Here is a 16,551-nt window from a genome sequence, read left to right as displayed (position 1 = left end):
TCGTTTCCCGTTAGTTCAAAACCATGCTGTATAAAATCAATTTTGTTCCTCTGTAATGTGTTTCGACAATCGGGCTTAATTACCCTTAAATTTCCTCATTAGATGTTTAACGTACCTTCGACACAAGTAACTGCATGACCACCGATTAAGATTTTTCCGTTATCCTGAAATCGAACTTCGACCCTTCCATTTCTCCCTACACAATATCCCTGACTAGCAACATAGTTCGATTTTTTTATAAGTTCAAACTTTTTTATCAGTGTTGCCACGCATCCATTACCGCTACCACACACAGGGTCTTCATCTACTCCTTCGGTAGGGGCAAATGACCGTACCTCAAGATTAGACTCTGTATTTTCAGAATCTAGCCCAAATACGGTAACACCTGTTACTCCTGACGGAATCAATGTAGAAAGTTTCGCCATGTCGGGGCGCATGCTTCGTACCTCATATGCATTAGATACTTGTAGTGTAATCCATACTGCTCCAACATCAATCGTTGCACTTGCTTTAACACTATTCGAAGGGACTCCCAAAGCATTTGCAAGTTCAACTAAATCTGCTGATTGTATGCTTTGTACTTTAGGCTCAGGCAATGTAAGGAATAGTTTGTCTTCATCAATAAAAATAGAGACTAACCCGCTACCACATTCCTGTACTATGCATCCTTCTGTCTTCGGTTTTTGACCATGTTTAAGTATAGCAAAAGCAGACCCTATAGTAGGGTGTCCTGCAAAAGGAAGCTCATTGTTAGGGGTGAAAATGCGCAATCTATAGTCAGCCCGTGGGTCTGTTGGCGTGCAGACAAAGGTGGTTTCAGATAGGTTCGTCCAATTTGCGATAGCCTGCATCTCCTCCGTTGACAGTTCATTTCCATCGAGAACCACGGCAACGGGATTGCCCTTAAATGGAACAGCAGTAAATACGTCTACTTGTTGGAATGGAACTTGGTGATTCATTAATTATTTCCCCTTTCGAATTAAAAAATTGTTTAGGTTTGTAAGTAAGGTGACCACCGTGAATAATTTTGGGGCAAAAAAAAGCAATGAAATATTCGTATGGAGCAACGGTACCATATAGTATATTATTGCAGAAATTCAGCTTCTCCCGCCATGGATCTAAGTGGCAAAAGATATTGTTGTTCCTTGTAACTATCCTGCCCATATCTCAACGAGGCTACCGTTGCCGGCAGCCTCGTCCTGGTGTTTGTTATGCTATAGGTTTACCCGTTAGTTCAACAGGAACTAGAGTTAATGACTATTCGTCAGAGAACGATGAGTAGATTATTCAAGGCTCTGCAAATAAAGCTCATACTCGATTGTAAACTCAAGCGCTCGGGAAAATTCGGGAGAGAGAGCAGACAATGTTTCAACCACCGCTTCCTTTCCCACTTCTCTTAATGCCAGGATTTCTGGCTGCCGAGGTACTTGAAATTGTGTGTGATCATGATAGACAATCGTGACAATAGTGCCGATTGGCTCTTGGTGCGGACCATAAATTGTGCTCCACATCCAGCGCTGCTGGTTATCCTGCAGATCATTGCCCCATTCCCGTGAAATGTCAAAATCTCCTGGGAACCGGGGCTCCGGATTAAGACCGGCCTCTTTAAACTGACGGTGTATGGGAAGAAACAACAGGTTCAAATACGTTCCATAGGCCACGTCTCCTGCTTCCACGTAAGCCTGTTGCAGTTTATCTCGATGGTTCACCAGCACTTTATCCCAGTTAGAGGAAATATGCTCCTTGATATAGCGGGAAATGCTCTTGATACGAGCTTCGCCGCTCTCTTCCAATACAATTTGTAGCAAGTTTGTTGATCCCATCTCAAAACATCCTTTCATTTGAGATTCACTTTCCCTTCTATCTTATAACATTCATGCAAATCCAAAGGTTATAAAGAAAAAACATTGCTGGTATTTGAATACAAGCGAAGAACCTTAGCATATGGTTTAAACTTTTACTGAATAGTTTTTTGGATTTATTATCAACGAGATCATTTACTCTCGTACGCTTTGTTGAGCAAATCTGCAAGTTAGTTAAACGAGGCTGCCGTTCTATGCCGGCAGCCTCGTCCACGTGATTATTAAGCTAAAGTTCCCCGTAAGTGTAAAAAAGGACTAGTGTTTTTTTCTATATGGAAGTAAAATGCTCTCTACCCATTCATAAAATTTATTTTCTGCTTCTTCGTAGTCACGCACCATGAAAATCACAGCACCAAACAATTGATGTCTTGGCTTAGACTCTACAAACAAGCCTGTATCATGACTATCATCGTAATAAACAACCCATTTGCCATCTTCAAAAAAACCAACAGCTTCTATATCATTGCCATCCTTGTAATACCCCAAATGCCAATGGCTTATTTCCATTAATTCATTATCCCCTTCATTTCGGAATAATTCACCGCGCAATATAGGCTCTAAACTCGATGTCCTTATTTCTTGGATTTAAGAATTACCCACTCGACTATAATCATGTTAAGAATTAGACCTACCCCTATATTTATATTCAAGACCTCTTCGACCATTTTCTCTCTCCCAGCAGGAAGGGAAAATCCATTTAATGAATAGTATGTTAAAAGTAATACAGGCACTAATACACGTCCACTAACTGCAACCAACGTTACACCAAAACAGCGAATCATCCAAGTACGATGTTCGTCAAACCTTTTCATTACAGCTGCACGGTAACCTTTCCAACAAGTAAATAACCAAATAAGAGATAAAACAAGAAAAGCAGTTGCTTTCGTAAAATTTTCAATATAAAAAACAATCACTAAAGCAAGTAATCCACTTAAAAAGACACTGCAGACATATAGCTTTCCGAAATATCGATGGACTTTGGGTGTCTTAATTCGGATGCGATCTATGAATTGAATAAAACCTGATATTAAAGCAATGAATGCAAAACCAATATGAGCAACTAATAGAGGAAATTGCACGTTTTTCGATGTAATAGGCACACGGCTATTGGCTGGCTCTAACGAGAAATAAGGTGCCAAAAAAGGAATTATTACTCCCAGAGATACAACGACTAATAGCCACCAACGCCAACTTTTTTTTACTTCGATAATGATCACACTCCATACTCCACATCGATTATGTTCAATTATACTTAATAACTCATCGGAATTGAAAACCCTGACCTTGCCCTGAAAAAGCGGCAGACCAAATTCTGGTTTGCCGCTTCAATGATTCTATCTTTAGCTTAATACTTGAACCTTCCCCAATTACCCAATAGTTGTTCCATTAGGTAATTCAATATCTGGTTTCAAAAGGATCACATCACCCTTTTCCGGTATTCCTCCAAGAACTAATACTTCTGATTTGAAACCCGCTATACGTCGAGCAGGGAAGTTAACTACAGCTATTATTTGTTTCCCTATAATATCCTCAGCCTTATATCGTTTTGTTATTTGCGCACTTGAAGTTTTAATTCCGATATCTGGTCCAAAATCAATTCGAAGTTTAATAGCAGGTATTTTTGCTTCTGCAAAAAACTCCGCTTGAATAACAGTTCCTGCACGAATATCGAGATTCAAAAAATCATCAATTGTTGCCATTATTCGTTCCCCTATCCAACTAAAATGAATTCTTAAATAATCAGTTGCTATTTTGAACATTGTACTTTAATGATTTTGACCAAAAATACATTCCCATACCGATTAAAGTCATCATACCGCCTAAGAACTGAAAGAAAGTAAATGTTTCTCCTATTAGTAGATACGCAAGAATAATGGCAAGAACAGGTTCTCCAATAATGCCTACAGAGACAGTAGTTGCCCCAATAGATTTTAACAAAAGATTAAAAATATATTGTCCGAAAATAGTTGGGATTATCGCAAGCAACAAAAAATAAGTCCAATCAGATGAGTCATATTCCACTAAAGAGAAATTATTTAACAAATTGTAGACGAGCATGACGGTGCCGCCAATAAAAAAAACGATAATGCTGTACACATTGGCATCGATTTTACGACTCACTTTCTGCCCCGCCAACAGATATGCTGAAACGAAGAGTGTGCCTATTAACGATAATCCGTCTCCAATTAGCGCTTCTCTCGAAATCCCTATGTCTCCCCAAGCTATAATGATTGAACCACAAAGAGCAACGATCAAGCAAAACACAGTTAGCAGATTAGCTTGTTCCTTGAACAAAAGGCAAGAACCGATCATTACAAATAATGGCTGTAACGACAAGATGACCATGGAGCTTGCAACTGAGGTATAGACCAATGATTCCATCCAGAATAAAAAGTGTAACCCTAGAAAAAGACCGGCTAGAATAACAATACTCCAGTCTTTTTTATTCATCTCTGAGGAGCGAAGCATTTTCCAAGGCACAAAAGCGAACATGATGATTACGGAAATAAACAATCTGTACATCCCTGCCACAGAAGTGGGTGTATCTGAAAATTTTATCATGATGGAAGAGATAGAAACGGACAATATACTGATTAATAACAAAATAAACGGATGAGAAGGTAACGAAGATTTATTTAATTTAACCATAGTTCCTCCAAGCTAATAAACAATTACCTGTGCACGGAATTGTAATGATAAGCTTAAGCTGGATATAATAATATCATCACCAGCGTCTATTTTGTGTAACTATATCTTTAATTTATATTGAAATATCGTCTAATAAAGGAGCCTGTCCCTTGAAAAAACAATTATACGAAGCCATTCAGTATCCTGACGAGGCATTTCCATACATTATGTACACTCATACTATTCATAGTTCTGTTCCTGAAGGCAGAGGATTTAACGATTTACATTGGCACGAAGAATTGCAAATTACTTTAGTGACCAAAGGGAAGCTAACGATACAAATCAACGGAATCGATTATGATTTAGAAACGGGTCAGGCCATTTTTATCAACAAAAGTGTCCTTCACATTGTTACACACCTAAATCATGACGGTGAATATGTCAGTTTTAATTTCCCGGAGAAGCTGCTCGCCTTTTATTCAGATAGTGCCATGGAAAGAAGCTATGTACTTCCTTTTACTAATTCTTATTTATTATCTTTAGAGATCAAAGGAGATGAGGAGTGGCAAAATCAAATCCTTCAACTACTTTGGTATATGAAGAAGGAATTTGAAATGAAAGAAACCTGGGGATGGCAGTATGAGGTTTCCATCAAAACGGTTCAGTTGTGGCTGATTCTTATATCCAATATCCGCCTATCTTCAGAGGAGTCCTCTAAACATAACCGGCTCCAGCAAGAGAGACTTCAATTAATGCTTAGCTTTATCCACCAAAACTATACAGACAATATCACTTTGAAGGAAATTGCTGACGTAGCGCATTTGAGTGTTTCGGAGTGCACTCGCAGCTTTAAAAAAAGCATTCATATGACTCCTTACTACTACTTGGTTAAGTACCGCATTAAAAGGAGCTGCGAGCTGTTAGAAAAAACTGAATATACGATAACCGAAATTGCCCGGAGAGTTGGTTTCAATCATGTAAATCATTTTATCCAATCTTTTAAAAAACATCGTGATATTACACCTAAGGAATTCCGTAAAATTAGAAATGAACAGACTTCATCTTGACTGAACTCTTGTCTTTCGACAATTACATGTATCGTTAAAATAAAAGAAGCCGCTAATTAGCGACTTTTAAGCATATATGTTCTTGTGACCAACAGGAGCAAATGATGCTCCGAGTGCCGGATAATAGATTTCGTTACCCTTTAACGGCTCCCATCGTAAGGCCTTGTACTAATTGCTTCTGGGTAAACCATCCCAGAATGACCGACGGCAATACTGCGCTTGTTGCCACTGCGGACATCTTCCCCCAAAACAACCCCTCTTGGGTCATAAATGAAGCCATAAACACCGGCATGGTCGAAGAATCGGTATAGGTCAGACTTACGCCAAACAGAAACTCATTCCATGCAAATACGAAACATAGCAGTCCAGTAGAAATGACTCCCGGCTTTACCAAGGGAAGCGTCACTTTAAAAAAGCCTTGCAAGCCAGTTGCTCCGTCGACTTGGGTGGACTCAATCAATTCGTATGGAATATCTTTAAAGAACGAACGCATCATCCAAACGGCAAGCGGTATATTCATCGCGGTATAAAGCATGATAAGGGCCAAGTGCGAATCCAATAACCCGAGTTTTTTGAAAATGATATAGACAGGAATAATGACGCCAACAGCTGGAAGCATTTTCGTTGAAATGAACCAGAATAAAACGTCATCCTCTTTCTTCATACGGAACATGGATAAGGCATAGGCGGCGGATACGCCCAAAATTAAAGCCAGCATTGTAGATATAACGACAATGATTGCGGAATTGCCTAAAAATGTACCGATTCCCGAGCTCCAAACGTTTTTATAATTGTCCAGCGTCGGGTTAAAAAAATGGATGGCGGCATGATGACGGCTTCGCCTTCGTTTTTAAAGCCGGTAATAAACATCCACAGCAAGGGGAAAAAGTAGATAAAAGCCGCCAGATAAGTAAATGCTGTCAATAGAACCGCAAGCAGCTTTTTCATGATAACTCACCTCGGAACGTTCTCCTCAAAAACTTGAAGAGATACTTTAATAATATCAATGTAATAATAACGATAACGACACCAATCGCCGAAGCCCCGCCGATGTCCCAACCTTTAAAGCCTACACGATAGACATAGAACGGGAGATTGGTAGACGAATAGCCAGGACCGCCCGATGTTGTTACATAAATCTCTCCAAAGGTTTGCATAATGAACAAAAGCCCGAGCAGCATCGCAACTTCGATATAACGCAGCAAGTGCGGAAGCACAACAAATATAAACCTCTGAAAAATAGATGCGCCATCGATCATACACGCTTCCATCGCATCCTTGGGCACAGATTGAAGTCCTGCAAGAATAATAAGCATAAAAAACGGGATCCACTGCCAGGAAACCAAAGCGATTATGGTTTGCAGCGGATAAGAACCTAACCAATCTACTGCATCCTGTCCAAACATTCCGGAAAAATAAGCGGTTATACCGAAATTGGGATTCAATATCGCCGTTTTCCATACGATGCCCGCTACGGCAGGCATGACGAAAAAGGGAGCAACAAATATAGTTCTCAACAATCCTTTTCCGAGAAAATCCCGATTCATCAATAAAGCTAATCCGAGGCCTAATATCAGGCATAACAAAAGCGTACAAGCGGTTAGAATGAACGTATTTCCCAGAACCGTATAAAATTCAGCCCCCGATCAATATGGCATGGCGCAATTATTGCATCGCATAGGTAACCACACCGAGGCATTACAGCTATCACAAAAAACGCTTGCCATCATTGACTCCTGGGAGAGAACGATCTGGCTCCGCGAAGAAGTGGAGCGATTTCACATGATGTTAACCGATGCTAATTAGTCAACTCATTCCATGTTGTATCTAACACCCGAGGCATACAATAACTTAAAACGTAAAAGCCCTTGCTTTCTTAAAGGGCTTTTTTCTTTTCTATAACCACATTTCCCTCCCCCTAAGAAATCAAATCAGCGACGGTCTTGATTGAAAAATATAAATATGTAAAAATACTGATTTTCTGCATAGCACTTTAAAGTTTTACTGTTTGAAGAACTTGATCCCATTCCCTGCGCGAAAAAGCAAAACAAGTAAAACAAAAAATCCGCTCTATGGAAGACATTAGATTAAGGTAAATCCGATTAATCCGAACAAAATTTTGTTAATATTATGACTGTTATTGATTCTGTTTGATTTTAAATGAACTATAGTTCCCCGTTAGCGTAATGAAGTATTTAGTCCACCAACAGCATTCTTTGTCTAATATCTTCGTATTTTGCGGAGTGAAAACACTGATAAGGCAAGCCCAATTATATTGAACCATACCCATCCCTCGTTAGAAATCATTAATAAAATTTCCCAAGTGTTTGATGGTCCTGAATTGGGGCCGTCGTTATAGGGATAAGCAAAGACAGGTATTACTCCAATAACAAGTAGAGCCATTCCAAATATAAAAATGAAATATAATGAAACTCGCTTCATAAATGTCACCTTTAACCTCATATCAAAACTGGGCTCGACGATGGGATGAATATCGCGGGTCATTATCCTAGTTTAGGCAATTTACTATTGTTTTTGTATCCTGAATCGTATGCGCTCTTGATAGCGTCAGCCAATTCGGGCGTATATTTCCGGATTGTCAGTCTTCCTCGTTCTATGGCCGCTTTAGCGTATTCATCAGAGTAATACAGGGCATCATCCATTACATGCACTAAATAGTATTGTCGTTCCGGACCAACTTTACGGATTTTTACTTTTGTATTCAAGATCTTTTTAGCCCTACCCAATTTAGCACCTTCATGGATGTCAATGCCCCAGATCTCCTGACTGCTATTATCTAAAACCTCGTAGCCGACAACTACTCTGCGTTCTAAACTTTCGGATAAAGTAAGTAATTTAAGTAATGTACAATCTGTTTCCGGTTTAAATCTTCCCTTTGCAGTTTTAGAGGATAACTTTCCAGTAGTTACGCCTTTGGGGACTTTTCGCACTTTCGTTTTCTTAACTTCGGAAGAAACTTCCTCATCACTATTCGTTGTAGCCTTTTTCAATTTTTCCAATAGTTCTTGTTCCATTTCCTGCTTAATCTTTTGCATACCCTTCGTCATTTTCCGGGTTAAATCCTGCTCCAATTTCTTCTGCAATTCTAGGCTGCTTTCGGCCTTGGATTTAGTCGTCGTCTTTGTAGAGGTGGTTTTCCGACTCTTTGTTTTCTTGGGGAGGCGTTTTGGCCTCGTGAGAGAATGAAGTGTTTTCTTTAACTCCTGCATCAAGGACTTTTTCACCTTTCGTTGCCTCGTCATATTCGTCCTCCTTCTGGCGGATCCGTAGGAGTCACGCAGATGTGTGCGCCCATGCTATTTATCTTCTATTCTTGTGTTTTACCATCATTTTATCATTACCACCATTTGATTTAAAGATAAAAACGTTGTATAGAGTCTCTTCATTGGACTAACGTTATCCGTTAGCTTAACGAGGCTGCCGTTCTATGCCGGTAGCCTCGTCCTCGTGATTGTTAAATCATTATTCCTTTCGAAATTGGACGATTCCAGTGTGATTAATACACCGTCCCCCAGAACTACCTGTTCTCCGGTGACCCTTCGGAGTTTTTACAGCGTCTGCTATCACGCTTTCCAACAAGTTCACGGGAACTTCACCTCCGGGTACTGCGGGCTCGGTCCTTTCAGCAGTTCCCCGTTGCCCGTTCCCTTCAGATGCTTGTCGAAGAAATCTAGCACATATGCATTGACCAAGTGGGCCCCGCGATTCCCCTTGATCGGGCCGGTCATTCCGGTCAGGTCGAGCATCTCCGTAAAGAGCTGCAGATCCGTAAAGTTGTAATGGCTGGCTCCCTCCACGGCGATCATCGTCCCCCCATGGTCAACCGCGCGGCCGATCGTTGCCAGTTCGGCCGACAGATGCTTCTGAATGGCGGGATCGGTGACTTCTCCCTGCTCGAGCTTCGTTTTCCACGTCAGAAAATCCTCTGATTCCAAGAAAAGGAACGGTTTGTCCATACCATCCCGTTCTCGAATTCCATATAGCGTGCCGTCCATATTGATGCCGACGCGGATATTTGGAATGTCGTTTACTGCCCGGAATGCCGTCGCCCCGCCGAACGAATGGCCCAACATGCCGATCCGGTTCATGTCGATCCTCCCCAGGAACCCGCCTCTGAAAGCACCGTCATTCAGCTGCTCCAAGCTGCGGATGACATACGCAATGTCCTGCGTCCATACGGCGCCGATCCGAGCGGCCCGGTCAAAAAAATCTTCGGCCGTCCCACCGCTGTGGACCGTATATCCGCTCACCCGACCATCCGGAAAAGCCGTGGCCAGAGTGCTGTACGTGTGGTCGATGCCGACGACGATATATCCATGGCTTGCCAAATTTTCCGCTTGCGAGATATGTAGCAGCCTACTGGTCCCATCCCCATGACTGATCATCACGACAGGGAAAGGCTTACCCGAGGAAGCAATCGGCGTCCGTTCGTATGCGTTCGTCTGGAAGTACTTCCAGTAATCAAACACGTAGGCAGGCAGGTTCAATTCCGCTGCGTACTCCTTGGTATATGCCTCGAACTGCTGTCGATCCTCCGGGAATAACGAAACTCTATTGCCCGCGGGATGCGTCTGCTGCGCCGGGTACCAGATCTGAACCATCAGCTCGCGTTTATCGTCCGGATCCTCCGTGAACGTCTCCTCGCGTTTCCTGTCAACGAGGTGAAAGGTCTCCGTACCGACCGCATACTCTCCCTCCGGCTCGGGCATCCGAAGAACAGGCATCGCAGATGCCAGAAGTGCGGATGCGACCAGCAGAAGGCAGCCCGTCCCGTAACCAAGGTATCGGAGCGGCTTCCAGACCTTGCTGCCGTTCTCGTCTTGCGAGCATCTAAGGATAACGATCAGTATACCTGCCAAAGTCAGCGTATAAGGGACAACCATCTGCCATCTGTACCCCTCGAAAATCAGGTGAGCTGCCAATGCCCCAGCGCCCGCCAGCCCGGCTGCTCTGGAAGCCTTCCGCGTGCGTAACATCAGCGTCAGCAGCTGCAACGCAACGCACAGAACCAATACCATTTCAATGCTTCTCATCCCGCATTACCTCCGCTTCAATGTTGGTTTCACCTAAGTGGCCGACTTTCACAATTTTAGCGGTCGGAGGTTAAGTTCCGGTGAGGCTACAGTTTAAATTTCGTTTAAATCTAATGCTAATCGCTATCTGCCTGCCTAGATGAGAGCGATGCCGTGCTACACTGCGACCACGCAAACCTGCCCGTTAGCTTAACGCTCAGCAGTACATCTGTACCAAATACCCTATTTTGTGAAGAAGCAAAAGGAGCTGCCGCGGCAGCTCCTTCTTCGTTTGTATAGGGTTCTTCATTGAACTAACGTGTCCCGTTAGTTCAGGCTATTAAGATGTGACCATCCAGGGTTGGTCTTCATTTCATAGATTTTTTGGAGAGTATGGACATGCTTCGTCTTCTCGTCATCAGCCTCTGTGTGGAGATACCCCTCTACAAGCCTGTACCCGAATATGAGAAGAATTATCTCATAGACACAATGATCGGCGATTCGGGTTACATGTGCATACTCCGAAAAGCCTTTGTAATACGCGGGGACGCATCGCTGGTAGTATTCGACCATGTGATCGATATCCGGTTCATCTGCGATCAGGCTTGCGAGATCCTCGCCCAGGTAGCCCCATCCGCTGGTATCCCAGTCGATGAGCGCGATATTCCCTTCAGCATAGATCAGGTTGGTTACCCAGAAGTCCCGGTGGCATAGCACGAGGGGCAATTTTTCGATACGAGCGAATATCTCGTCTGCTTGCTCATCGATGTCGATGAGCATTTGCCGCACGTGCAGCGGGAATCCGCAATCCTCCGAGCGTATATAATCGTAGACGACCGGCCATGACCGATAATGCAGGTACGTATTCTTCATGAGATCCGCATGGCTTAGATTGGTCAGGCTCTGCAGCACGGCGGGCTGCTCCGCATACAACTTGCCTTGAAAGCGCCCTAACTCCAGCGCGGCCTTTTCATACATGTCACCGGTCAAGTCTAAACCGGTTACGCCATCGATATATTCCAGCCATAGCTGGTATTCATTTTCTTCGGCATTGAGCTCGGCGTGATAACATGTCGGCCAGCTGAGGGCTTGCGAGAACGTCGCTCCCAAGTCAGACGAATAGAGATCATATTCCCGACGCCATGAGCCCGGATCACCGTAACGCTCCCATTTTTTCTGGATTTTCAGCACAATACGGTACGGCAATTTTTTGCCATCCACGCTTTCGGCGATCCCCGTTACCAGGTACACATTTCCCACAGTTCCGCCCTGTAACGGCATAGTTTGGCAGTCGGCAGAGATGATATCCGTCTTGAACTGTTGGTTTAAAGCGTAAATCAGCTTTTCAAGTTCAATATTCATTTATTCCTCCGTTTTCTCCGTTTGCTTACTCCACATGGCGAGAGTTTTGTTTCGAGTTCTCTTGTCGATGAGGTAGCTCGTATTATCCTAGATATACTCGTTATCACCCTGCGGGGCATGGAAACCCATCTATTGAGAAGACGACAGCCGTTAAACCAGCTGCTTAGATGATTATATCAAATGTAATCCCCAATTTTTGGAATACTTTAGTTATAACTATTCTGCCCGTTAGTTCAACGCCCAGCAGTACATATGTAGTAAAGATGTAAAAAGGGGAAGCCGCAGCAGCTCCTTCATCGTTTATATAAAGTCATTCAAGCGCAATATCATAGTCGATTAACCAGAGAGCTTTCCACTCGACTGGAATATATAGTATGCTAAACCATATGAGAGGAGAGGAATTTATGGTTAAACAACTGATCGTCGGCGACGCAACGCATGAACTGAAATCTACGCGCCGCATTCTGGAACGCTTGCCCGAGGAACATATGTCGTGGAAGCCGCACGAGAAATCGATGACGCTCGGCGGGCTGGCCACGCACCTGATTAACCTGCTGAACTGGCAAATCGCGATTTTCCAATACCCGGAGTTCGATCTTTCGACCGTCCCGCTGCGGCGGGAGTCTTTGGAGAAACGCGCTGACGTTCTGGAGGAGTTTGACGCGAACGTCGGCAAGGTTGAAAAGTTGCTCGCCGAATGCGACGAGAAAACACTCGGCGAGGAATGGACGCTGCGCCACGGTGACCATATCATCCTCCGCGAGCCGCGGGCGATCGCGCTCCGCACCTTCGGATTAAGCCACATGGTCCACCACCGGGCGCAGCTCGGGGTATACCTGCGGCTTCTCAATATTCCGGTGCCGGGCATCTACGGTCCCTCGGCCGACGAGGAAGCCCCATGAACTAAGTTTCTCGATCCGACACGCGCCAAACAGTCGCAGGGCACCGGCATAACCGACGGTACTCTGCGATTGTTTTATTGTCATCGAATATCTGTGTAGTCCCGCAAACAGCTGGCGGTGAGAATGGAATTATCCTGCCCGTCACCTCAACGTCTTAGCGTAATGACTTGTCGAAAAGCTAATTTGAGTATTAAAAAAAGCACCTACCAACCAAATGGAGATGCTTTAACTTTTTAAATTCCACTAAAACTTAATCCAAATGGGAAGTATTAAAAAAATTGTCGTAACAATCACGCTTATCGCAAGCATAAACTCGCCAATCCTATTACTCACGACTGCCCCAAAATCATTTACGTACCTTTTGGAAACCAGTACTGCCGCTAACCAGAACGATATTGAAGCTAAAAAAGGATAGTGAAAACCATCAGTGCCGTTTGAGTATATATCTAGTCCTACTATTTTAAAGAGAGAATGGCTTACAATCAAATCATTCCCAAAATTCCAGTTTATTAAGAATCCCGAAAGCAGAAGAAATAAAGAAAGTGATCCATAACCAATGCGCTTTCTTACTCCCAAAATGCATCAACCCTCCGCAAACATTTTATCCATATTATACCATGAACGCCTAAGTGATGATATTCATTTTAGAAAGAGTACGCTGTGTCAGATGCTAGGACTTTCTGCACTCCCCTGTATGTTAGTTTAATAATTGGTTAAATCGATCATGCCAACAACTTGTTTCGCAATCGCAGCATAGGATTCGATCTGGTCCGGACTTCGATCAATAGCCCACCTGAGGTTATCGAACGCTCTTAATAGCAGCAAATGTCTCATATCAGCAAGGTCTTCTACACTTATGCCGTACCCGTCTAGAAATGCTTTGAGTTCTTCTATAGTCGGGTCTCCGTCTAGGATTTGGCACTGCATCAAATTAATAATATCTCCATGCGGTACCGTTTTTACTTCTGCATTGCCCCAATCCAATAATATGACTTGTCCTGTATGATTGACAATCGTGTTCTTCAATGAGAAATCTCCATGGATTAAACCGAAGCGGAACGTTTCTTTCTTCAAATTCTCAAACAGTTTTCGTACTCTCTGCGATTTCATCTGAGTGATTACTCCAAGCTCAATCAACCGATCATACTCTGTCAAACTATTGATATTATACTGCACATACCCTAGCCAACTGCCGTCCGATCCTGCATGAGAAGGTGAATGAAACTCACCATTTACTGGATCAATCAGATTTTCCCCATATCCCTTTACTTGGATCGAATGAATTAGTTTGGCATATTTCCCAAGTTGCCTCCAAACATCGGACTTGAGAACCGTACTGTCTAACCCGTTGTCTCCGTCAATAAAGGATTGAATCATATATGCGGTTTCATCAACTATACCAATGGACAACACCTCAGGTCCGGGAATGCCAAATGCGGCAGCTTGTTCAATACACCATTTTTCTTTCACATAACTTGGATATGTACCTGAATCGTTCATGCGAACAACGACTTTATGACTCACTGTTTCGACTACGCAAACCTGATTTACGAAGCCCTTTCCTATGATCTGATATGAAGTTTTTACTTGTTCCAGAAGAAAATCGCCTGCAATTCGCTCTGCTTGTGTAACTACGGAGTCTTCCATAGTTTCTTTCATCCCCCTCAAGTGTCTCTTCGAATAGTTTACCACTTACTTTTTCGGAAAGTACGTTTATAACTAAACTATACTGTTACCTGTCTCTCGGTTTAGTTTAACGAATGAATTTGTTGGGGATTCACTTTAGATTTTTCTTTGCATGGTACAACACAACAGCTTGAGGCTTATTAAGAATTCCACCATCTTCTTCAATCGCTTCTTTGATTTCCCCAAACAATTCAAATCGCACATTGTCGGGAAGTAATCTATGTCTGGAATTAGTGTTTAATAAAGAGATATATTCGTCAGCTGTATAGGTGTGATTACAAATGTATTGCTTTATTTTTAATTCCTTAAACAGCCCATCCTTTAGAGTTAAAACTGACCTATCATCGATAATGGTTTTTCGAATCATCTAGTTGGGGTGCATATCTATTGTAACTTTCTCGAATTCGATTAGAGACATCATCAAAAGACGGAATATGGACGGTCCAAAAGAATGCTATAAAGCCTTCGTCGTTGAGCAATTCGAAGACCTTGCGATAACCAACTTCTTGTGGCTGAATAAAGTGAAAAGCTGTACCGGATATAGCCAGGTCAAAGTTTCTCTTTTCACTCTGCCAAGTTTCAAATGGGGAATTGATAATGTTAACATTTGGTTTGTTTTTAAATTTGCTACGAGTAAGTTCCACTAAATTTTGACCTAATTCAATGCAAGTTACATTATCAAAACCTAAATCAACAAAACCTTTCGTTGCCTGACCTGTGCCACAGCCGATTTCAAGTATGGAATCGTCCTGCTTGATATCCGTCAACTCCAAGATGTCAGTAAATAATTGTTCTGGATATCTAGGTCTGTACTTATCGTATTCCCTAGCAATTTCGTTAAAAGTGTTTTTTCTTTCCATTTCAAAAACCTCCTATATTTACTTTTGTGATAAAAAATAAAACTCCCGCCCCGTAAAGGGACGAGAGTTAATACTCCGTGTTACCACCCAAGTTCATCAATGAATATCGCATCGAACTCTTTTCAAGTACGGCAACTTTAATTATGTTGCTTTTCTATTTTCTTCATTCTTATGCCCAGTATGATGAAGGCGATATAAATTACGATAGCAATTGAATCGATTAATGTATCCGAAAGTGCCGAAACGTCATGAAATGCCGTTATGCCAAGAATGACTATCAATCGAACGATCAGCAGCGACACGATCGTCCATGCGGCAGACCGGACCTTCGATCGCTCGCTTTGGAATGACATGAAAATGAATACGATGCCGAAGACCAGATTTTCCGCCGTGATGATATGCCAGACATACGTGAATACTGTCCGGGTATCCATGGCTATCGCACTCACGTGAAGCGTAGGCAGCACAGCGGATTGCCCGTTCCATGCGTGCGTTACGGCAAACAGTATCGCAAGAATGCCTGCAATCAGATAGTAAAAATTCCTAACCTTGATGTCCATTACATCCCTCCTCGAATATATCCGTTTTCTCCTTTCGAATAGCCCGATAAATCTCGCGAACGATCTCTGCAAGCTGCTGGTCTCTTTCATGATTAAAGTCTCTTAGCGTTTCGGATGCTGCGTCGAGCAGTTGACTGACCTTTTGTAGATGGGCAATCTTCTTGCGTGTCTCTTCATTCTTTTCATCGAGGAACGCAGCAACTTCCTGGCAGTAAGCAGGGTCTACATTCTCCATCCTGTGGAACCCAAATTTACCCTTGATTTCGTCAAGTGAAAAGTCCGCATACTGCATGATTTGAATATTCATTAAATCGATGAGGTCATTCTTCGAATACCTGCGGTACCGATTGTCTTCCCGGGACGGCGATACGATGCCAATCCGGTCATAATACCGAAGCGTATCCTTCGGGATCCCAAGTTTCCGTGAAACCTCTTGTATAGAATAAAGTTTCTCCATGAATTCAAATTAACATTGGAGTGCCCTCCAATGTCAAGTCATTTTTCATCTCGGTATCCGTTGTACTTACGTGGTTGTATATTCCATAGAACAATAGACGTTTCATTAACCTAACACAAGGCCAGTCGTTAGAT

The 16,551-nt window shown here is 42.8% G+C and carries 19 protein-coding genes; 2 read left to right on the top strand and 17 right to left on the bottom strand.

The features are described from left to right. Positions 1–98: 98 nt before the first annotated feature. The 6 genes from MRBLPE1_RS11820 to MRBLPE1_RS11795 form a co-directional block, all read right to left on the bottom strand. Positions 99–959, bottom strand: a complete 861-nt coding sequence (locus tag MRBLPE1_RS11820) for a PhzF family phenazine biosynthesis protein (RefSeq protein ID WP_364145493.1) — start codon at positions 957–959, stop codon at positions 99–101. 324 nt (positions 960–1,283) lie between these two features. Then, positions 1,284–1,823, bottom strand: coding sequence for a DUF6022 family protein (locus tag MRBLPE1_RS11815; protein WP_364145491.1), 540 nt, complete (start codon positions 1,821–1,823; stop codon positions 1,284–1,286). 294 nt (positions 1,824–2,117) lie between these two features. Continuing rightward, on the bottom strand, positions 2,118–2,369 hold the full coding sequence (locus MRBLPE1_RS11810) for a DUF3986 family protein (protein ID WP_364145489.1): 252 nt from the start codon (positions 2,367–2,369) through the stop codon (positions 2,118–2,120). Between the two features lie 65 nt (positions 2,370–2,434). Further along, positions 2,435–3,079, bottom strand: coding sequence for a DUF2306 domain-containing protein (locus MRBLPE1_RS11805; RefSeq protein ID WP_364145487.1), 645 nt, complete (start codon positions 3,077–3,079; stop codon positions 2,435–2,437). 150 nt (positions 3,080–3,229) lie between these two features. Then, positions 3,230–3,562, bottom strand: coding sequence for a chaperone CsaA (gene csaA / locus MRBLPE1_RS11800; RefSeq protein ID WP_364145486.1), 333 nt, complete (start codon positions 3,560–3,562; stop codon positions 3,230–3,232). 40 nt (positions 3,563–3,602) lie between these two features. Next, positions 3,603–4,511 (bottom strand): DMT family transporter, encoded by a 909-nt coding sequence (locus MRBLPE1_RS11795; RefSeq protein ID WP_364145485.1) that lies wholly within the window; start codon positions 4,509–4,511, stop codon positions 3,603–3,605. A gap of 149 nt (positions 4,512–4,660) precedes the next feature. Here MRBLPE1_RS11795 and MRBLPE1_RS11790 point away from each other — a divergent pair, with 149 nt between their 5' ends. Continuing rightward, positions 4,661–5,557, top strand: a complete 897-nt coding sequence (locus tag MRBLPE1_RS11790) for an AraC family transcriptional regulator (RefSeq protein WP_364145484.1) — start codon at positions 4,661–4,663, stop codon at positions 5,555–5,557. 133 nt (positions 5,558–5,690) lie between these two features. Here MRBLPE1_RS11790 and MRBLPE1_RS11785 read toward each other — a convergent pair whose 3' ends face one another. The 6 genes from MRBLPE1_RS11785 to MRBLPE1_RS11760 all read right to left on the bottom strand — a co-directional run bounded on the left by MRBLPE1_RS11785 (position 5,691) and on the right by MRBLPE1_RS11760 (position 11,952). Further along, positions 5,691–6,275: a carbohydrate ABC transporter permease gene (locus MRBLPE1_RS11785; protein ID WP_364145482.1), complete on the bottom strand. Its 585-nt coding sequence runs from the start codon at positions 6,273–6,275 to the stop codon at positions 5,691–5,693. A gap of 32 nt (positions 6,276–6,307) precedes the next feature. After that, on the bottom strand, positions 6,308–6,505 hold the full coding sequence (locus tag MRBLPE1_RS11780) for a hypothetical protein (protein ID WP_364145480.1): 198 nt from the start codon (positions 6,503–6,505) through the stop codon (positions 6,308–6,310). Further along, the gene (locus tag MRBLPE1_RS11775) at positions 6,502–7,143 is read right to left on the bottom strand and encodes a carbohydrate ABC transporter permease (RefSeq protein WP_364145479.1); all 642 of its coding nucleotides are present in this window, start codon (positions 7,141–7,143) and stop codon (positions 6,502–6,504) included. The genes MRBLPE1_RS11780 and MRBLPE1_RS11775 overlap by 4 nt, the downstream gene beginning before the upstream one ends. A 918-nt stretch (positions 7,144–8,061) precedes the next feature. Next, complete coding sequence (locus MRBLPE1_RS11770; protein WP_364145477.1) at positions 8,062–8,820, bottom strand: hypothetical protein; 759 nt, start codon at positions 8,818–8,820, stop codon at positions 8,062–8,064. A 339-nt stretch (positions 8,821–9,159) separates the two neighbouring features. Then, complete coding sequence (locus tag MRBLPE1_RS11765) at positions 9,160–10,611, bottom strand: alpha/beta hydrolase family protein (RefSeq protein WP_364145475.1); 1,452 nt, start codon at positions 10,609–10,611, stop codon at positions 9,160–9,162. A 306-nt stretch (positions 10,612–10,917) separates the two neighbouring features. After that, entirely contained in the window at positions 10,918–11,952 is a 1,035-nt protein-coding gene (locus MRBLPE1_RS11760; protein ID WP_364145473.1) for an aminoglycoside phosphotransferase family protein, read from the bottom strand. Between the two features lie 404 nt (positions 11,953–12,356). Between MRBLPE1_RS11760 and MRBLPE1_RS11755 the strand changes: the two genes are divergently transcribed. Continuing rightward, positions 12,357–12,854 (top strand): DinB family protein, encoded by a 498-nt coding sequence (locus tag MRBLPE1_RS11755; protein WP_364145471.1) that lies wholly within the window; start codon positions 12,357–12,359, stop codon positions 12,852–12,854. A gap of 243 nt (positions 12,855–13,097) precedes the next feature. Here the strand turns inward: MRBLPE1_RS11755 and MRBLPE1_RS11750 are convergent, their stop codons facing one another. The 5 genes from MRBLPE1_RS11750 to MRBLPE1_RS11730 form a co-directional block, all read right to left on the bottom strand. Next, positions 13,098–13,430 (bottom strand): hypothetical protein, encoded by a 333-nt coding sequence (locus MRBLPE1_RS11750; RefSeq protein ID WP_364145470.1) that lies wholly within the window; start codon positions 13,428–13,430, stop codon positions 13,098–13,100. Positions 13,431–13,556: 126 nt separating this feature from the next. Next, positions 13,557–14,513 carry a phosphotransferase family protein gene (locus MRBLPE1_RS11745; protein ID WP_364145468.1) on the bottom strand — a complete coding sequence of 319 codons (957 nt, stop codon included), beginning with the start codon at positions 14,511–14,513 and terminating at the stop codon, positions 13,557–13,559. A gap of 368 nt (positions 14,514–14,881) precedes the next feature. Further along, the gene (locus MRBLPE1_RS11740) at positions 14,882–15,400 is read right to left on the bottom strand and encodes a class I SAM-dependent methyltransferase (RefSeq protein ID WP_364145467.1); all 519 of its coding nucleotides are present in this window, start codon (positions 15,398–15,400) and stop codon (positions 14,882–14,884) included. A gap of 137 nt (positions 15,401–15,537) precedes the next feature. Continuing rightward, entirely contained in the window at positions 15,538–15,960 is a 423-nt protein-coding gene (locus MRBLPE1_RS11735) for a hypothetical protein (protein WP_364145465.1), read from the bottom strand. Further along, entirely contained in the window at positions 15,944–16,417 is a 474-nt protein-coding gene (locus MRBLPE1_RS11730; RefSeq protein WP_364145463.1) for a MerR family transcriptional regulator, read from the bottom strand. Before MRBLPE1_RS11730 ends, MRBLPE1_RS11735 begins: the two co-directional genes overlap by 17 nt. Between the last annotated feature and the right edge of the window lie 134 nt (positions 16,418–16,551).

Origin of the sequence: Paenibacillus sp. LPE1-1-1.1 (assembly GCF_040676435.1) — a bacterium.
In the GTDB taxonomy this organism is placed as follows: domain Bacteria; phylum Bacillota; class Bacilli; order Paenibacillales; family Paenibacillaceae; genus Pristimantibacillus.
Note: the sequence above shows the minus strand (reverse complement) of the source record. Positions and strands in the feature narration are given on the sequence as shown.